Here is a 15,874-nt window from a genome sequence, read left to right as displayed (position 1 = left end):
GCACATCAGCGCACGCTAACGAATCATTGTAAACGGTGGTCTGACAACAAGTCCAGTCAATCGATATACCGATGACGGGGAGACGGGGAACCCATCATGGCGATTCGTATTCGGCGCACAGACGTCGCGCGAGCGCGAAAGCGTCCGGGAATCACTGCATCAGCACGACGGCGACAGGGGTGCCAAGCGTAGTGACCTGCGCCACCTGAGCGATACCGAGCTTCGCGGCGATGTCCTGCGCCGTGGCCAGATCGGCCTCGCTCTGATACCACACCGTGCTGTTCTGCGGCAGAGTGCTGCGGTTACGCGGATTGGACGGCGTTACCGAGGTGTATCCGGCCTGCTGGAGCACCGCCACCTGCTGCGCCGCATAACCGGTACGGCTGGTGCCGTTGTATACCACCACGGAGGAGGCCTTGTTCACCGCGGCCGCAGGGGAAGAAGACTGCGACTGGCTCGGCGACTGACTGGCCGAAACCGACTGACTGGCCGAAGCCGAAGGGCTCGCAGCCGAAGCCGCGCTTGAGGAGGGTGCCGCCGACGCAGTGCCGGACGCCTCGGCGGACTTCGACGACGATGCGGGAGCGCTCGCCGTCTGCGAGGACGAGGACGAAGACGAGGATGCGGAGCCGTTGCCGGCGAACGTGCCGGACGCCCAGAAGAACACGATGAGTCCGCAGACCACAGCCACGACCGCCACCACCAGATACGGCAGCGCACGGGCACCGAAGCTGCGAGGGCCTCGGTGCAGACCGACCGGCCCCTGTGGCGGATTATCGAACTCGTCGGTCGGATATGCCGCGGGCTTCTTTTCGTTCATGGGAGCTCCTCACTTTCCAAAGTTGAGTGTAGCCGCACAAGGCCTCGCACCCAAAGCGCACACGCGATTTGCACCCATTATGCACACCGGATCGGTTCTCGCACGAGCCCGCGATGAGCGCCGGAGCGACGATGACCGGAGCGACGATGACATGCGTCACGGTTACAGTGGAGTCCATGCCGATCAAGAATCTTGACGAACTGGTGGAGGCCGGATGGGCCGAGGCGCTGAAGGACGTGGAGCCGCAGATCCATCTCATGGGCGACTTCCTACGATCCGAACTGGCCGCGGGGCGGCGCTACCTGCCCGCCAGCCATAACATCCTTCGCGCGTTCACCATCCCCTTCGATTCGATCAAGGTGCTCATCGTCGGTCAGGATCCCTATCCCACTCCGGGCCATCCGGTGGGCCTGAGCTTCTCCGTCGACCCCAAGGTCAGCCCACTGCCCGGATCCCTGCGCAACATCTACACCGAACTGATGGATGACGTGCAGGTTCCCCAGCCGCCGAACGGCGATCTTACGCCGTGGACGAAACGCGGCGTGATGCTGCTCAACAGATGCCTGACCGTGGAGGTCGGCCGCCCCGGAAGCCATCAGGGCAAGGGCTGGGAGCAGGTGACCGACGCCGCCATCGCCGCACTCGACGCCAGAACGGACGCCAACGGCGACCCCATGCCGCTGGTCGCGATCCTCTGGGGCCGCAAGGCCCAGACGCTGGAACCGCTGCTGCAGCATGCCGTCATCATCAAATCCCCTCACCCCAGCCCGCTTTCCGCACGATACGGCTTCTTCGGCTCCAAACCGTTCTCCAAGGCGAACGAGGCGCTGGAACGCATGGGAGCCACCCCGGTGGACTGGTCGCTGTAAGGATTCGGCCGACCCGGCGCGAAACCCCGGACGCCATCACAGTGCGATCGGGCGCTGTCATGGGACACGTTACAGTGGAGATCATGGCTTTATTCCCCCCACGTCCCGTGCAGTCGACCGACGCGACGACGTCGATCCCCACCACGACCTTCGGCGCCGCATCCGTAGGCGCCGCATCCGTAAGTACGGTCAGTCGAGATGACATCCAGCGAGCGCATGACCTCACCGACCGCATCCGAGCCCATTTCGCCCAGGGTCTTGTAGCCCAAGGCAAGCTGCGTGAATCGCTGATCGTCACGCTGGTGGCAGGCGGACACATTCTGATCGAATCGGTGCCCGGTCTGGCCAAGACCACCGCGGCGCAGATCCTTGCCACGTCGGTTTCCGGCACGTTCAAGCGCATCCAGTGCACACCGGATCTCATGCCCGCCGATCTCGTCGGCACGCAGATCTTCGATTTCGCCACGCAGAAGATGAGCACGCAGATTGGTCCGATCCACGCCAACTTCGTGCTGCTGGACGAGATCAACCGTTCCTCGGCCAAAACCCAGTCCGCGATGCTGGAGGCCATGGCGGAAGGCGCCACCACCATCGGCGGCGAGCGCATCCGCCTGCCGAAGCCGTTCATGGTGATCGCCACGCAGAATCCCATCGAGGAGGAAGGCACGTACAATCTTCCCGAAGCGCAGATGGACCGTTTCTTCATGAAGACGGTACTGACCTATCCCTCCGAAGCCGATGAGATCTCGATGCTCCGTCTGCTCACCGGGCGCGGAACCGATCAGCAGGATATGACGGTGAGTCCGACCGCCATCACGATCGGCGATGTGGAGTTCCTGCGTTCCAGCGCCCGCAAGGTGCACGTGTCCCAGCCGATCATGAAGTATGCGGTCGATCTGGCGCAGACCAGCCGCGGAGGAGGCCCCCGTCCGATCAAGGGATTGTCGAATCTGGTGCGTCTGGGCGCCAGTCCCCGAGCGTCGATCGCCCTCATCCGCATCGGACAGGCCCATGCGCTGCTGTCCGGACGCGACTATGTGATCCCCGAGGACATCAAGACCTTCGCCCATGAAGTGCTTCGCCATCGCATTCTGCTCACCTTCGAGGCTCTGGCCGAAGGCGTGGGCGTGGATCAGGTGATCGATTCGATGATCGAGGCGGTTCCCGTACCATGATCCGGACCGAGACCCCCACCGATTCGATCCGTCACAAGATCGAGTCTCTGGGAACCCGTCTGTCGCTGCCTACCGTGATCCGTGCGCTGGGCGTATTGGAGGGTGAACATCCCTCCTCCCGCCGGGGCTCCGGCTACGACTATCTCGATATCCGGCCCTATGAACCGGGCGAGGAGGCGCGACTGATCGACTGGAAGGCCAGCGCCCGCAGCGCCCGTCCGATGATCGTGGACAAGGAACGCGAAAGCACCGGCAACATCTGGCTGATGCTGGATGTCGGGCGGGAGATGAACGGGCTGTGTCCGAATGGCGAGCGGGCCGTGGACGTGGCGGCCAACGCCCTGCGCATGTTCGCGATGCTGTCGCTGCGCCGCAGCGACGACCTGTCCATCGTGACCGGGGATTCGGCCAATATCACTCGAGTGCCGTTCAACGGCGGATTCGCTCGGTTCGAGCATGTCTTCGATGGTCTGTTGAACAGGGAGATGACCCGTCCGCGTGATTTCGACGCGATGATCGACTATGCGAGCAGAATCCGCAATCGTCGTGCCATGGTGGTTCTGGCCACGGATGAGACGGCATGGTCCGAACGGCACATGAAGACCCTGCGCACGATATGCCAGACCCATCCGCTGGTGGTGGTAAGCGTTTCCGTGCTAAACCCATTCGAGATCAGCGAGCGGTTCGACCATGTGATCGACGCCCGAGACGGCCGACGTCTTCCCGCGTTCATGCGTCGCGAGCAGACGGCCCGCGACGTTTCCACGCACAGGGAGTTCGTCTCCTCATCGCTGGAGCATGAGCTGGTTCGGGCAAGGGCCACGATGATCCGCAGCGGTTCGAGCGAGCAGATGTTCAACGAATTCGTTTCACTGGTCTCCAACACGCTGGCCAAGGGTTCCGCCATGCCGATCGGAGGTCTTCGATGACGTTCGCAGCCAAGGATTTCGAGCCGATCGCCACCTCCGACGTCACGGTGTTCATGGTCGCCGTGGCGGCATTGACCGCGCTGGCGCTGCTGATTGTGATCGTCGCGGCGGTGCTTTCCACGCCCCGGAAGCAGGCGACCGTCGTCACCGGCGCCCATCGCGGCGGCACCGGCAAAAGCGAATGGTTGACGGCCATCGATGACGTTCGCCGCCGATACCACTCCGGGACGATCACGCAGGACGACGCCTTCCGTGAGCTGGCCACCGTGGCTCGCCGGTTCGCCAGCGAACGGCTGGGACGGGACGTGACCAACCATACGCTTTCCGAACTCAGCCGCGTGCCCCGTTCATCAGGCAATGCGAAGGGGGTCGATCTGTTGCGGCAGACCATCGCCGCGCTGTATCCGCCGGAATTCGCCGATGCGCTCACCAACGCCCAGGTGCGCGAGACCTCGGTGGACACCGCGGCCGGCTGGGTGGCCAATCTGGTGGAAAGGTGGCGGTCATGACGAATTGGATCACGCTGCGCTGGCCTTGGGCGCTGCTTGCCTTGGCGCTCGCGGCCCTTGTGATTTTTCTCGCATGGAAGGCGTTCGACCGTCATGCCCGCAACCCGCAGACCGTCGCTCGCCGTCTTAAGGATACCGACGCGGCGGTCGTATGGAATCTCGAACAGGACATGGCCACCGAGCATGCCGATGCGCTGTGGAAACGTTGGAAGACGATGAACCGGCTTGCGGCATGCCTGATTGCCCTGTGCCTCGTTCTGGGATTCGTGCTGCTGGCCCGCCCTTCCCGGATCGATTCGGAGTCAAGCACCACGTCCACCAGGGACATCGTGCTGTGCCTCGACGTCTCCGGCTCCACGCTGCCGTACGACCGCGAGGTGATCGCCACCTATCGCGAACTCGTCAAGCATTTTCAGGGAGAGCGGATCGGTCTGAGCATCTTCAACTCCACGTCGCGCACGGTGTTTCCGCTTACCGACGACTATGATCTGGTCGAACGTCAGCTCGCCTACGCCGACGGCATTCTGAAAGGGGTCATCGATCAGGACAGCATCGACAAGATGAGCGACAAACAGTATCAGCAGGTCTCCGACTGGCTGGAAGGCACGCAGAACCGCACGGACGTCACCTCCCTGATCGGCGACGGTCTGGTCAGTTGCGCGGCGATGCTGCCGGAGTTTTCGGTGAACGGCACAGACGGCACAGACGGCAAGGATTCCGCATCCGGTTCGGATCGCAATGCCGATCGCAACGGGTCGATCGTTTTGGCCACCGACAACGTGCTTTCCGGAACGCCGATGTATCGGCTCGATCAGGCGCTTGACCTGACGAGGGGATCGTCGATCACGGTGGACGGGCTTTATTCGGGCGCCAAGGAGACGAACAACGAGGCCACCGCCCAGCAGATGAAGGACCAGATCGAATCGCACGGCGGCATTTTCCTCACCCAGTCATCGAACTCGACCGTCGGACAGCTGGTGCGGCAGATCGATTCCCAGCGCACGAGAACCGATGAGAGCGATCAGCGGTCGAATCTGGTGGACACGCCCGAATACTGGGTGCCCGCACTGGTGGTGCTGTTCGCCGGATTCATGATCATGGCATGGAGGTTGCGCCGATGAGCGAACTGACCCTCTCCCCCATGTTCGGATGGGTTATCTCCCCCGTTCTCGCCGTCGCCATCGTGACGTTGGCCGTCGCGGGCATGGTCCATGCGTGGCGTCAGCGGCCCGACACCGATGCCACGGCGCTCGGCTGGACGAGGCGCTTGCTGATCGCGCTGGTACTTGCCGTCATGCTGCTCACCCCCAGTACGGTGGTGCGCACGCAGAGCAGGGCCGTGAACGCCACCGACGTGTTCATCGCCGTGGACGTAACCGGTTCGATGGCCGTGAAGGACGCCCATTACGGCGGCGGCGCCATCACCCGTCTGGAGGCGGCCGGCAAAGTCGTCAACGATGTGACCGCACGGTATCCGGACGCCAGTTTCGCGGCGATCGGATTCGGCACCTCGGCCACGTTGGACGTGCCGATCACCCCCGATGCGCGAGCGATCGACAACTGGGCGCGCACCCTGCAGGCGGAGCCGACGTCGACATCGTCCGGTTCGAACCTCGACAAGGCCGTGGACGTGCTGCTGCCAACGATGAAAACCGTACGGCAACAGCATCCGGACGACACGATCATCGTGGTGTACATCTCGGACGGCGAGCAGAACACGAACCAGACCCGACGCACGTTCTCGTCGCTGCGCGCCTACGCCGACACCGGCATCAGCGTGGGCGTCGGCTCGACGGCAGGCGGCAACATCCCGCGGATCGGCGACGACGGCAAGGTGATCGCCGGACAATACGTGAAGGATCCCTCGACCGGCAGCCCCGACGTTTCGAAGCTGGACGAAAAGAACCTCAAGGCCATAGCCGATGAGATGAGCGGATCATACGTGCATGTGGATGCGAACCGGGTCATCGGCGAGCAGGATGCCGCCGAGGCCTCGAAGGATTATCGCATGACGCAGACCCACAAGTCCCGGACGCATACGGTGCCGGTGGTATGGCCGTTCGCCGCGGCACTGTGCGCGCTGCTGGTGTGGGAGGCCTTGGACTGGATGGCGAAATCGAGGAGGCTGCTGTGAACGCGAACCATCGAAACGCCGCCGGAGCCGGCAACGGGACGACGGAGAGAACACCCAAGTCGATCAGAGCCCCCAAGGCTTCGCTGAAGGTTCGTCTCGTGCTGATCGTCGTGGCGGTCGTGCTGGCGCTGGCCGCCGCGGTCGCCGCCGTGAACTGGCGCGCACTGGCGGTGAACAATTCGGCCGTGACGAGCCTGAACGCCTCCATTGCGGCGTATGCGAAGGAGGCGCCGGATCTCGACAAGCTCAGGAACGCCCAGCAGGCCACCGACGCGCAGTTCCGCGACGCGCAGACGCTTTCATTGCTGCAGCTCCCATCAGTACGGGCCACGATCAACGCCAACGCGGCCGAATCGAAACGCCTGACCGACCGGATCGAAGCCGATGCCAAAGGTCCCGACAACGCCGACTCGGCCACGCTCAAGTCGGCGCAGTCCTCCGGTTCCTCCTCGTCGAACCCGTCGAACTCGTCGAACGATGCGAAAAACGATCAGAAGCTCGACCAGCTGCTCAAACAGAACAGCGTCACCAACCGGAAGGTCGATCCGCAGAACGTGCCGACCGGCTCCTCCAGCGGTTCATCCGATTCCGGCGGCAAAACCGTGAAACCCTGGTAATTCATCCACACCGGCACGCCGCAAGACCGGACTTATCCACAGTCCCGCGGCGTGTCGAACACGTTCGACCACATTCACGCCGATTCATCCCCCGCAATGAGCAATAGTGGTTCAATCGGCGCATGAACGCTTTCACCCCATACGCCTCCGGACCGATTCCCGGCACACCGCTGTATCAGGCGATCCATGGCAACGCCGCGTCGTCGTGCAATTGCGGTGCGGTACTCGCCGAGTCGCGGTCACTGCTCTCATCGCTTGCCGCCTCTTCGACGGCCATCGCGCAGGATGCGGCCCAGGCCCTGCGCATGGCATCGGCGCTGTCGTGGGACGGCACCGCCGGCGAACTGTTCCGGCAGGAGGCCCGGCAGACTCTGACACTGGCCGAGCAGGCCCAACGCAACGCTCACGACCTGTCGGTGTTCGTCAACGGCAGCGGGGCGGTGGCCTGACATGAACGCCCATGTGAAATCCCGGATATACGGCGGCTCAGCCACGCGAACCGACGTTGATCTGGATCGATTCTCGTCCGCGGCCGAAACCCTGAACGGCACCGCCACTGCGCTCGCCCGGATCTCAGCCGAATGGCGGGGATCCACGATACGCCTGCAGCAGATACGAGCGAAGGCACCGTTCTGTCCCAAACTCGCCGGCGTGGCCGCATCGGCATCCTCCGCGGTGCAGGGCGGTATGCCGGTGACGCATGTGGCGCTCGACTATCCGCATATCACCGGACGTTCCATGGCATGCGCCGACGAGGCCGACCGGCTCGCCGAACATCTGCGATCGATGGCCGATCGGATCATCCGCGCCTATTCGCTGTATTCCCATGCCGAACATGCCGCCGCACGAGCTCTGGGAGAAACCCTGCAAACCGTGGCTGTGGCGAAACCTCACTGGGCCGCGGCCGGACTCGCACTGCTCGCCTCCGGCAACATCGTCGCCGGCTCGGCCCGGGAGGGACAGTTCAATCCGATGTACGCGATCACCGGCACATGGTGGGCACAGGAGGGACTGCTCGCCGGCCTCGGAGCCGGCATGACCGGCAGATCCGGCAGAAAGTCGATGCTTTCGGGACTGCTCGCCACCGACGAGGTGAACGACGCCGCCGGCCGGATATCCGGCGTCACGGCGCCGGCGAACGATCTGCTGTTCGGCAACCACATCGACGTGCGTGAGATTCACCCGCCGAAGGGCATCGGCGGCACGGCGACGATCGCGGATACGCTGGTCAACGTGCACGACATGCGGTTGAACAAGGTGGACTACGGATCGATCGCCATACAGCAGTATCGCAGGAACGACGGCAGCACCGCATGGATGGTCACCGTGCCCGGCACCGACGGGCATCTCGATTCACCGTTCAGCTGGCAGACCAACGTGGAGCTGATGAGCTCGGACGCCAAGCAGCGCATGGCGGCGGACAGCGCCCGCATGGTCGACGAGGCCATGCGGCAGGCGGGCGTCAAACCATCGGACCCTGTGGCCATCGTCGGCCATTCCCAGGGAGGCATCGTGGCCGCCGTGATCGCCTCGGATTGCAAGCAGCGCTACAACGTGCGGCATATCGTCACCGCAGGATCCCCCGTGGCGAACCATCCCGTCGGAGACACCTGGGTGACGAGCGTGGAGATGAACGACGAACTCGTCTCGAACCTCGACGGGTCGCGCAACCCCGCGTCGACGAGCTGGCTCACCGTGCGGGGAACCAGCCAACCGATGGGATCGACCGTCGGCACACCGGTGGCGAACACCGACGACCGCAAGTTCATCACCCACGACATGAACTATATGAAGGCCGCGTGGAAGGATGCGCAGTCCCTTGGATCGCCGTCGCTGAAAAGCCATGAGGAGCATTTCTCCGCCACCATCAACGGCACGTTGGTCTCCACGCGATACTACCGGGGACGACTTTCACGATCACCGACGGATTCAACATCGCAACCATAGCTCCGTGATCGATTCCGGGGCGGCCGCGCATGGTCATGGAGCACGGATACGGGTACACGGCTTCACGTATGGTGTTGTGCATGAAGTTGACTGACATCTCCCCCGCAATCGCATTGAGCCCTCTTGACGGGCGCTACCACAAGCAGACCGCCGAACTCACCGAATACATGAGCGAGCCGGCGCTGAACCGCGAACGTCTGCACGTCGAGGTCGAGTGGATGATCCTGCTGGCCAATGGCATGGGCAACGGTCCGATCGTCGGCGGCGTCAAGCCGTTCACCGACGAGGAGATCGAATACCTTCGCGCCATCCCCGAGAACTTCGGCGCCGAAGGCATCGCTCAGATGGCCGCCCACGAGGCCGTGACCCACCACGACGTGAAGGCCGTGGAATACTACATCGACGATCAGCTCGACAAGGCTCCCGAGACGCTGGGCGCCGACACGCAGCTGCCGCACATCAAGCAGCTCGTGCATTTCGCCTGCACCTCCGAGGACATCAACAACCTCTCCTACGCGCTGTGCATCAAGCAGGCCGTGGAGAACGTGTGGACGCCGGCCGCCGAACAGATCGTCAACCATCTGGCCGAAAAGGCGGAGGAATACAAGGACAAGGCCATGCTGAGCCTCACGCACGGCCAGCCCGCCACCCCCACCACGCTCGGCAAGGAGCTGTCGGTGTACGTGTACCGTCTGCGCCGCCAGATGACGAAGATCGCCGATCAGGAGTATCTCGGCAAGATCAACGGCGCCACCGGCACCTTCGGCGCGCACATGGCCGCATATCCGAATGTGGATTGGATCGCCGTGAGCCGCGAATTCGTCGAAACCCGCATGGGCCTGACCTGGAACCCGCTGACCACGCAGATCGAAAGCCATGACTGGCAGGCCGAGCTCTACTCCGCGATCAGCCATGTGAACCGCATCCTGCACAACCTGTGCGTGGACGTGTGGATGTACATCTCCCGCGGCGTGTTCGCCCAGGTGCCGGTGAAGGGCGCCACCGGATCCTCGACCATGCCGCACAAGGTGAACCCGATCCGCTTCGAGAACGCCGAAGCCAACTTCGAGATCTCCTGCTCCCTGCTGGAGACGCTGGCCGCCACGCTGGTCGAAAGCCGGTGGCAGCGTGATCTGACCGATTCCACCACGCAGCGCAACATCGGCGTGGGACTGGGCTATTCGCTGCTGGCCTTGAACAACCTGATGGGCGGACTCAACTCCATCCACCCGAACGACATCGTCATCTCCCGCGAACTCGACGAGAACTGGGAGGTGCTGGGCGAGCCGATCCAGACCGCCATGCGCGCCGCGGCGCTCGAAGGCCGCAAGGGCATGGACAAGCCATACGAGAAGGTCAAGGAGCTGATGCGCGGTCATTCGATCTCGAAGCAGGACGTGGAGCGCTTCATCGCCACGCTCGACTTCGATGAGGAAACCGCCAAGCGTCTCACCGAACTCACCCCGGCCACCTACACCGGCATCGCCAGCAAGCTGGTCGACTTCGACTGATGCCGACCTTGGCCGATCGCAACGACGACAACACCGAAGACGTCGCCACTCCGATCAACGCCGCCACGAACGGCGCGGAGGGCGGCGTCTCCGTTTCCGATGTACCACCCACCCGCGTCCATGATTTCTCCGATCTGATCGGCGCGGCGGCATCCATCGTCGTCGCCGTGCTGGTGATGCTCGCTTCGGTGTATCTCACCGGAATCTCAAGCGGCGTGGAATCCGACGTCCATCATGCCGGCACCGCCGTGGGATGGCTGGTCGAACTGCCGCTTTCCCTGCTTCAGCAGATCATCACCGTATTGGTGGTGATCTCGGTGCTGGTGCAGCTGCTGGTGAGCCGGGAATGGATCCAGGCCATCATCTCCATCATCTCCATGTTCCTCGGATACGGCGTGGCGGGCATGCTCAGCATGATCGTGGCCGCGGTGGGTCCCCATCAGCTCGTCCTGGCGCTCGATTCCACCGCCGTTCTGGGTTCGGGGCCGCTGCTGCCCGACATCTTCGCCGGTCTTGCCGCCTTCCTGACCTCGGCCGGACCACACCGTCTGCGCGGCACGGTCAAATGGGGGTGGAACACCATCGTGTTCCTCGCAGCACTGATGGTGATCATCTCGATCTATCCGATCGCCGGCGTGGTAGTGGCCATGGCCGCCGGACGCCTGATCGGACTGGTCGTCCGCTTCGCCATGGGCACTCAGAACAAAGGGGCATGGGGCATGCAGCTGGTGCAGGCCCTCAACTCCATCGGTCTTGACGTCACGTCGCTGTCACGCAGGGAAGGCATCCACGGTTCCGCGAGCGACAGGCGTCCGTCCCTGATCGACGATCTGGCACCGCTGTCACGCATATACACCGCCGAAACCCGCGACGCCGAACGGTACATTGTCTCCGTACGAGACGAACAGACCCGAACGGCCGGCTACCTTTCGCAACTGTGGCGGTGGCTGCGCATGGCCGGCGGCGTAGACCTGCGCACCGACCGTTCGATGAGCTCCACCACGCATCACCACGTCGACCTGCTGCTCACGCTGCGCAACATCGGATTGGAAACCCCGGACGTCTACGGTCGCGCGGAAAGCGGGGAATCCTCGATCGTCGTGTTCGCCGAGGAATCGGCATGCACGCCGGTCGACTGGAATGAGGTGAGCGACGACGATCTGATCGACGTGATGCAATACCTCAGCCGCGCGAACGAGCGGGGCGTAACCCATCGTGCGATCACACCGGCCTCGTTCGCCAGATCGACCAGCGGCCATCTGGTTCTGGCCGGATGGCAGAACGGCGACGATGCGAGCAGCGCGGCGAACGTGTCGATAGACCGCATCCAGATGCTTGCCGCACTGAGCTGTCGGATGAGTGTCGCACGCGTGATCGCCTGCGCGCAGCGCTGCTGGGGACGTGACGCCCTGATCGCGCTGGTACCGTTCGTGCAGAACGTAGCCGTACCTCGGAACACGAAATCCGACGAGTTCTGGTCCCGGCAGATCCTGCGCGAGCTACGTGACGGTCTGAGCGCACTGGCGCCGGCCGAGGAGACCGAGGCGCTGCCGCAGGTCTCGCTTTCCCGGTTCAGCCTCAAATCGGTGCTGATGATTGCCCTGCTGATCGTGGCCGTGGTGGTGGTGTTCACCCAGCTCAACATGCATGAGGTGATCAGCGCCGTCTCCAAGGCGAACCCGTGGATGGCAGCGCTCGGCTACCTGTTCGGACTGCTCTCGTGGGTCGGTTCCGCGGTGGCGCTGTACGTGTACATCGAACCGGACAAACGCTATACCGCGGGAATCCTGGCCGTGCAGGCGGCCTCCGGCTTCACCACCATCTCCATGCCGGCCGGTGTGGGACCTGCTGTGGTGACCTTGCAGTTCCTACGAAAAAGCGGGTACCGCAATTCCGCGGCGACGGCCATCACCAGCGCGATCATCGTGATCCAGGCGTTGGCGATCACCTCCCTGCTGCTGGTGATCGGCATCTTCACCGGCCGCAACACGCTGTCTGGCATGATCCCCACCAATACGCTGGTCACGGTGATCGGTCTGGCTGCCGCGGTGATCTCGCTGATCATGATCGTTCCGCCGACCCGACGACTGGTGATCGACAAGGCGCTGCCAGTGGTGCTCACCTACGCCCGGCAACTCATCGACTTGCTGTCGCAGCCGAGGAAGCTGGTCATCGCCACAATCGGATGGCTGTTCCAGACCACCATGCTCGGCATGAGCTTCTGGGCCTCGCTGATGGCGTTCGGTCAGGTCACCAATCCGCTGGAAACCGTGTTCATCTACGTGCTGACCAACACGATCGCCGCGGCGGTGCCCACACCGGGCGGGCTCGGTGCGATCGAAGCCGCGCTGACCCTGGGATTCACCTCGGTGGGTATCCCGTCCGCGGTGGCGCTGTCGTCCACGCTGCTGTTCCGACTGCTCACCTACTGGCTGCGACTGCCGATCGGGGGGCTTGCCATGAAGTGGATGGGATCGCATGATCTGCTGTAGTCGCCCATCCCACGCGATGCGAGCCTGCCGCGAAGCCGTCCACAGCACGGCAAATCGCGCGAAAAACCATCAAAAACCCTTATTTTTCACCGTTTAATCCCCTAAACACCATTCCGATACGTTACAATCATTGGTGTTCCACGGTTTGCCCCGCTTCGCAGAGGGGCATGCCACTGATAGAAGGAAACTAAGCATTATGGCATACAACAAGTCTGACCTGGTGTCCAAGATCGCTCAGAAGTCCAACCTGACCAAGGCACAGTCCGAAGCCGCTGTCAACGCCTTCCAGGAAGTGCTCGTCGAGTCCCTGAAGTCCGGCGAGGGCCTGAAGCTCACCGGCGTGTTCTCCGCCGAGCGTGTGAAGCGTGCCGCCCGCACCGGTCGCAACCCGCGTACCGGTGAGACCATCAAGATCCCCGCGGGCTACGGTGTGAAGCTCTCCGCCGGCTCCCTGCTGAAGAAGGCCGTCGCCGAGTGAATTCGAGCGTTTTCGACGCGTAGCGCATCAATCCGCATGCATTGATCTCGCGAATGCGTCGATGCCGCCAACGCACTGATCGCAAGACTTGGAAGCCCTCTGTCGAAAAACCGACAGAGGGCTTTACTGTATGCAGTTGTATGCATGCAGCGGGAGGCTTTACGTATGCAGCGGGCCAGCGAAACAATGGTCCGCCCTGAAAAGCCAGAAATACCTTCCGTCTTCCTTGCCTGTGAGCCGGTCTTTCCAGCTTCCATATCGTGAACTAGCCCGATGCCATCGTCTCGGCTTCCCCTTCTGGGGGAAGCTGGCGGCGTAGCCGACTGATGAGGGTTCGAGCGTTGCGCCGCGTCGCCCCCCCCCGCCAAGAGCCCCGTCACTCGTCGGGGGGGGGGGTGACAGCATAGGGGGTGTTGTCTGGATGTTCGCACGGCACGTTCCGTCCGAATCGACAGTGACACCCGAAATCGGCAGTGTCGCTGCTGATCGGCGAAGATGCCGGATGAATGCTGCACGACGACATTCCCTGCGACGATATGGGCAGGAAGACTGATTCAAGCCTTGTGCCGCGGGATTGAAGAGCAAACTCCGGAAGGAAGGTTCAGTCATGAGTGCGGGGAATCCCATACATCTGAGTAAGCTATGGAAGCTGAGCATAGGTGCCGTGGCCTCGGTGGCGATACTGCTGCCGATGGGGGCCGTAGCGAATGCCGCGGAGAAGAGCGCAGCGCCATCCGCGACTGCGCCGGTCGCCACTTCAACAGCCGCAGCCAAAGCCGATGGCAGCGCTTCGACGGCCACCGGAAATATCCCCATTAACGCCGCAAATTTCCCGGATGCCAAATTTCGGAAATACATATCCTCGGTGATCGACAAGAACCATGATGGCGACCTCAATGCGACTGAAAGGAATAGCGTTACTGTCATTGAAGATTGGTATGACACCACCATAGGGTTTGAGTCTCACCTCAATAGCCCTATTAAATCGGTAGAAGGGATAAAGTTCTTTCCAAATCTTTCGGAATTAGATTTCAGCATTTCCGGACAGTTGACTTCGTTGGATGTGTCTCACAACCCGAAGCTATCAAAATTGGATGTGTCGAATGATTCTTCCGAAGATTCCGGTAGCCATCTTACTTCGCTGGATGTGTCTCACAACCCGAAGCTGGCTTCATTGGATGTACAAGGTAACCGACTGACTTCGTTGGATGTGTCTCACAACCCGAAGCTGGAGAATCTTAATGTATCCGATAACCGGCTGACTTCGCTGGATGTAAAACATAACTCTTTGATGAAGTTTCTAGAGGTGTCGGGAAATCGTTTCACCTCGCTGGATGTGTCCCATAATTCAAAATTGGAGGAATTGTCAGCATCTGGTTATAACTCCAACTACAAGTTTTCGGTCATTGATGTTTCCCGTAATCCCTCACTATGGCTTTTGGCCGTTTCCGATAATCAGCTGACCCGTTTGGATGTGTCACATAACCCGAAACTGAAGTACTTGGATATTGGAAACAATCGCCTGACCAACGTGGATCTGTCACACAATGCTGAGCTATATCGATTGCTTGTAAGCGGGAATCAACTATATGCGTTAGACGCTTCCTCGAACCAACTGGATTGGGTGTCTGTAGTGTCGAATAATCGTCTGCTTGCGTATCGCGAAACCACTCAAAACAGGAAAGACAATGTCCATATAGACGATCAACGCACGTTCCCGGTGGATGGGCGTTCGTTGAATCTGAGGCGGTTGATTCCGTGGTTCGACCTGTCGAAGGTGTCGAACGTGAAGGGCGGCACGATCTCGCGTGCGGGTGTGATCGCGCCCGTGGCCGGCGCGAAGCCGGGCGCGGTGGTGTCGTACGACTACGCGGCCGGAGCCTCGGGCACGCTGCACGCCAGCGTGAGCTTCACGATGAAGGGCGAGCCCGCCCCGGCGTACCGCACCGTGGCGTTCGATTCGGCTGGCGGCTCGAAGGTCGCGTCGCAGAAGGTGGCCAACGGCGGCAAGGTGAAGCAGCCGACGAACCCGACCCGCAGCGGCTACACGTTCGCGGGCTGGTACTACGGCAACGCGAAGTGGGACTTCAACCGCGGCGTGACCGCGAACATCACCCTGACCGCCAAGTGGACGAAGAACACAGCGCCGGCGCAGCCTACCGTGAAGCGGGTGCCGGTGTACCGCGTGTACAACCGCAACTCCGGCCTGCACCACTACACGACCAGCGCCGCGGAGCGGAACATGCTGGTTCGTCTGGGTTGGCGTGACGAGAGCAGGGGCGCGTCGTTCGTCACCGTGGGCAGGGGTACGCCCGGCGCCCGTCCGGTGTACCGCGAGTACAACCGCCGATCCGGCAACCACAACTGGACGCTGAACAAGCGGGAGCACGACA

General features: G+C 62.3%; 14 protein-coding genes. 13 read left to right on the top strand and 1 reads right to left on the bottom strand.

All coding sequences use genetic code 11. The annotated features are described in order from the left end of the window. Positions 1 to 151 precede the first annotated feature (151 nt). Complete coding sequence (locus Uis1B_RS10410; protein WP_101618082.1) at positions 152 to 820, bottom strand: LytR C-terminal domain-containing protein; 669 nt, start codon at positions 818 to 820, stop codon at positions 152 to 154. 176 nt (positions 821 to 996) lie between these two features. On the opposite strand from Uis1B_RS10410, the gene Uis1B_RS10405 reads away from it, so the two are divergent. The 13 genes from Uis1B_RS10405 to Uis1B_RS11920 form a co-directional block, all read left to right on the top strand. Next, complete coding sequence (locus Uis1B_RS10405) at positions 997 to 1,689, top strand: uracil-DNA glycosylase (RefSeq protein ID WP_165782859.1); 693 nt, start codon at positions 997 to 999, stop codon at positions 1,687 to 1,689. Positions 1,690 to 1,772: 83 nt separating this feature from the next. Further along, the gene (locus tag Uis1B_RS10400) at positions 1,773 to 2,864 is read left to right on the top strand and encodes an AAA family ATPase (protein WP_101618105.1); all 1,092 of its coding nucleotides are present in this window, start codon (positions 1,773 to 1,775) and stop codon (positions 2,862 to 2,864) included. After that, positions 2,861 to 3,793: a DUF58 domain-containing protein gene (locus Uis1B_RS10395; RefSeq protein WP_101618080.1), complete on the top strand. Its 933-nt coding sequence runs from the start codon at positions 2,861 to 2,863 to the stop codon at positions 3,791 to 3,793. Before Uis1B_RS10400 ends, Uis1B_RS10395 begins: the two co-directional genes overlap by 4 nt. Further along, complete coding sequence (locus Uis1B_RS10390; protein WP_101618078.1) at positions 3,790 to 4,302, top strand: hypothetical protein; 513 nt, start codon at positions 3,790 to 3,792, stop codon at positions 4,300 to 4,302. The genes Uis1B_RS10395 and Uis1B_RS10390 overlap by 4 nt, the downstream gene beginning before the upstream one ends. Then, positions 4,299 to 5,423, top strand: a complete 1,125-nt coding sequence (locus tag Uis1B_RS10385; RefSeq protein WP_101618076.1) for a vWA domain-containing protein — start codon at positions 4,299 to 4,301, stop codon at positions 5,421 to 5,423. The genes Uis1B_RS10390 and Uis1B_RS10385 overlap by 4 nt, the downstream gene beginning before the upstream one ends. Continuing rightward, on the top strand, positions 5,420 to 6,436 hold the full coding sequence (locus tag Uis1B_RS10380; protein WP_101618073.1) for a vWA domain-containing protein: 1,017 nt from the start codon (positions 5,420 to 5,422) through the stop codon (positions 6,434 to 6,436). Before Uis1B_RS10385 ends, Uis1B_RS10380 begins: the two co-directional genes overlap by 4 nt. Continuing rightward, complete coding sequence (locus Uis1B_RS10375; protein WP_101618071.1) at positions 6,433 to 7,053, top strand: DUF6466 family protein; 621 nt, start codon at positions 6,433 to 6,435, stop codon at positions 7,051 to 7,053. The genes Uis1B_RS10380 and Uis1B_RS10375 overlap by 4 nt, the downstream gene beginning before the upstream one ends. 122 nt (positions 7,054 to 7,175) lie before the next feature. Further along, positions 7,176 to 7,502, top strand: coding sequence for a hypothetical protein (locus Uis1B_RS10370; protein ID WP_101618069.1), 327 nt, complete (start codon positions 7,176 to 7,178; stop codon positions 7,500 to 7,502). Between the two features lies 1 nt (position 7,503). Next, positions 7,504 to 9,000, top strand: coding sequence for an esterase/lipase family protein (locus tag Uis1B_RS10365; RefSeq protein WP_101618068.1), 1,497 nt, complete (start codon positions 7,504 to 7,506; stop codon positions 8,998 to 9,000). An 80-nt stretch (positions 9,001 to 9,080) separates the two neighbouring features. Continuing rightward, entirely contained in the window at positions 9,081 to 10,511 is a 1,431-nt protein-coding gene (purB, locus tag Uis1B_RS10360) for an adenylosuccinate lyase (protein WP_101618103.1), read from the top strand. Beyond that, on the top strand, positions 10,511 to 13,003 hold the full coding sequence (locus tag Uis1B_RS10355) for a lysylphosphatidylglycerol synthase transmembrane domain-containing protein (protein WP_101618066.1): 2,493 nt from the start codon (positions 10,511 to 10,513) through the stop codon (positions 13,001 to 13,003). The genes purB and Uis1B_RS10355 overlap by 1 nt, the downstream gene beginning before the upstream one ends. Positions 13,004 to 13,199: 196 nt before the next feature. Further along, positions 13,200 to 13,481 (top strand): HU family DNA-binding protein, encoded by a 282-nt coding sequence (locus tag Uis1B_RS10350; RefSeq protein ID WP_093959424.1) that lies wholly within the window; start codon positions 13,200 to 13,202, stop codon positions 13,479 to 13,481. A 607-nt stretch (positions 13,482 to 14,088) separates the two neighbouring features. Next, a partial coding sequence (locus Uis1B_RS11920; protein ID WP_133124923.1) for an InlB B-repeat-containing protein occupies positions 14,089 to 15,874 on the top strand: 1,786 nt, incomplete at its 3' end.

This window comes from Bifidobacterium margollesii (genome assembly GCF_002860355.1).
GTDB classification, from domain to species: Bacteria; Actinomycetota; Actinomycetes; order Actinomycetales; family Bifidobacteriaceae; genus Galliscardovia; species Galliscardovia margollesii.
Note: the sequence above shows the minus strand (reverse complement) of the source record. Positions and strands in the feature narration are given on the sequence as shown.

Bases quoted from the DNA above. Each gene is read 5' to 3' on its own strand.
- Uis1B_RS10355 (WP_101618066.1), top strand. From the start codon at position 10,511: ATGCCGACCTTGGCCGATCGCAACGACGACAACACCGAAGACGTCGCC.
- Uis1B_RS10400 (WP_101618105.1), top strand. From the start codon at position 1,773: ATGGCTTTATTCCCCCCACGTCCCGTGCAGTCGACCGACGCGACGACG.
- Uis1B_RS10410 (WP_101618082.1), bottom strand. From the start codon at position 820: ATGAACGAAAAGAAGCCCGCGGCATATCCGACCGACGAGTTCGATAAT.
- purB (WP_101618103.1), top strand. From the start codon at position 9,081: ATGAAGTTGACTGACATCTCCCCCGCAATCGCATTGAGCCCTCTTGAC.
- Uis1B_RS10395 (WP_101618080.1), top strand. From the start codon at position 2,861: ATGATCCGGACCGAGACCCCCACCGATTCGATCCGTCACAAGATCGAG.
- Uis1B_RS10390 (WP_101618078.1), top strand. From the start codon at position 3,790: ATGACGTTCGCAGCCAAGGATTTCGAGCCGATCGCCACCTCCGACGTC.
- Uis1B_RS10380 (WP_101618073.1), top strand. From the start codon at position 5,420: ATGAGCGAACTGACCCTCTCCCCCATGTTCGGATGGGTTATCTCCCCC.
- Uis1B_RS10405 (WP_165782859.1), top strand. From the start codon at position 997: ATGCCGATCAAGAATCTTGACGAACTGGTGGAGGCCGGATGGGCCGAG.
- Uis1B_RS10370 (WP_101618069.1), top strand. From the start codon at position 7,176: ATGAACGCTTTCACCCCATACGCCTCCGGACCGATTCCCGGCACACCG.
- Uis1B_RS10365 (WP_101618068.1), top strand. From the start codon at position 7,504: ATGAACGCCCATGTGAAATCCCGGATATACGGCGGCTCAGCCACGCGA.
- Uis1B_RS10385 (WP_101618076.1), top strand. From the start codon at position 4,299: ATGACGAATTGGATCACGCTGCGCTGGCCTTGGGCGCTGCTTGCCTTG.
- Uis1B_RS10350 (WP_093959424.1), top strand. From the start codon at position 13,200: ATGGCATACAACAAGTCTGACCTGGTGTCCAAGATCGCTCAGAAGTCC.